Genomic DNA, 1,916 nt, shown 5'->3' with positions numbered 1-1,916 from the left:
TTTGTTTACGGCGGATTATTATAATAGCATTTTCATTGTTTTATGTCAATACTATTTCTTATTCCAATTATTCTGTCGCTCGCAGCGGCTTTTATAGAATATCATGAACTTGTCATTATGTCAATTGTTTTTTGAGAAAGTAAATATCATCTCGTTAACAAGCCTTTGACGGAATATTAATGTAACAAACCTATAGACTTTTGTCAACCCTTCAACAAACAACAAATAAAGCGGTGCTTTCCTTATGAGAAAGCTCCCGCATCAGATAAAATCCATATTTAATCAATAATTAACCTGCTCTAAAACTCCCGCATCTGCAAGTAAAAGACCAAGTATAGACGAGCGACCAAGTCCCTGAATAATTACGTCAAGCTTCAGATAGGATAACCACCATCTGAACCATCTACTTATTTCACTTGTGTAGTTAAGAAGATAGGCAGCGTCATGTGTGAAATTTGGTCTTGCAGTTCCTCAATGCTATCAATATGAGCATCTTCATCACTGAGAATTTCTTCTAATATCTCACGAGTAGCGAAATCATTTACATCGCCAGCCAGTTTTATGGCTGCATTGTACGCTTCAATTGCCCCCTGCTCTGCCGCATGGTCATATTCTAGTTGTTTAGGAATATCACTGCCAATGTGTATTGGTTTTAAGTTAGATACAATCGGAGTGCCTTCAAGGAATAGTATTCGTGCAATCAGTTTTTCGGCATGCTTCATTTCTGAAATGGCCCGTTGTTCAAATAAATTGTGTAGTTTGTCATAACCCCAGTTGGCACACATTTCAGAATGAACAATGTACTGGTTAATCGCGCTAAGTTCATCAGCAAGAAGTGAATTTAAGGTTTCAATTAATTGAGGATTGCCTTTCATTCAATAAAACTCCTTCCTGTTATGTATTTTAGGCTTAGCTCTATCTTCAAGATACCATTTTCACCCTGTTAAGGCAATAGGGAATTTGTGCAAATTTTCAGTAAAGGTTATCCTATTTTTTAAAAATCAAACTCCCGTCCTTGGTGAACGGGAGTCCGGTTCTCTGCATTGCAATTGGAGCTACTTTCTCGTAGTACTTTGTTAAAATAAAACTTCTATTCATCAGATTGTTATTTGCTGCTTTTTTCAATTCCCAAGTAATAGTCTAAACTATATTTGCCTGGCCCTACAAAAGCGGCTCCAAAAAAACTTATTCCATCTTCCAAAGACTGCGAAGCCTTCTGTAGTCCTTTGCCGTCAATCATCTGGCTAGAAAATGCTATAAACATATTACTTAACAATAAAATACAGGCCGGACGATAGAATAATCCCAGTGCAAACAAAAGCCCGCCACCAAATTCGGCAAAACTGGCCATAAATCCCCAGAATACAGGAGCAAACTCAATCCCAAAAGTCCCCATAGTCTTGCCAAGTCCGGCCCATTTTACGGGACCGCCGATGATCTTTGGCCAACCATGCCACATGAACATACCGCCCAACCCCAAACGAAATAAGAGGAGTGCCAAATCCCGATATTGCGAAAGTATCTGCGCGAACCACTGCAACAGGTACTTCATAAACATTCACATCTCCTTACCATTGTCATACTTGACTTGTCCTATTGGTACTACAGTTGATTGGATACCGCGAAATATCTATTAATAGTTTTCCTCATTCATAACAAATATAGTAATCTTAAGTCACCACTAAACCATGACCAAATATTGACAGACAATTATTGTCGCAATATACTAAATTTATAGATTTAGTGCAGACTTATGGAGGGGTAAGCTATGAAAACAGTATTTTTGAACATAGCCAAATTGGACTTTGACAACAAACTTGATTTTTCGCAACTCGCTGAACTATCCACCATTACAACCTATCCAGCCAGTAATGACCAGGAAATTCTGACCAGAGTCCAGGATCAAAACATTGTCA

General features: G+C 38.2%; 2 protein-coding genes and 1 pseudogene. 1 reads left to right on the top strand and 2 read right to left on the bottom strand.

Annotation, left to right across the window (positions count from 1 at the left end; all coding sequences use genetic code 11):
- Window positions 1–407: 407 nt before the first annotated feature.
- Together bfr and AC29Z1_RS02370 are read right to left on the bottom strand one after the other, a co-directional pair.
- Window positions 408–875 carry a bacterioferritin gene (gene bfr / locus AC29Z1_RS02375; RefSeq protein ID WP_488269856.1) on the bottom strand — a complete coding sequence of 156 codons (468 nt, stop codon included), beginning with the start codon at window positions 873–875 and terminating at the stop codon, window positions 408–410.
- Window positions 876–1,105: 230 nt separating this feature from the next.
- Window positions 1,106–1,552: a DoxX family protein gene (locus AC29Z1_RS02370; RefSeq protein ID WP_488269855.1), complete on the bottom strand. Its 447-nt coding sequence runs from the start codon at window positions 1,550–1,552 to the stop codon at window positions 1,106–1,108.
- 216 nt (window positions 1,553–1,768) lie between these two features.
- On the opposite strand from AC29Z1_RS02370, the pseudogene AC29Z1_RS02365 reads away from it, so the two are divergent.
- A pseudogene (locus tag AC29Z1_RS02365) lies at window positions 1,769–1,916 on the top strand (D-2-hydroxyacid dehydrogenase); the annotation flags it as partial.

This window comes from Sporomusa sp. (assembly GCF_057736855.1).
The sequence above is the reverse complement of the archived record's forward strand: the minus strand, read 5'-3'. Positions and strand labels throughout refer to the sequence as shown.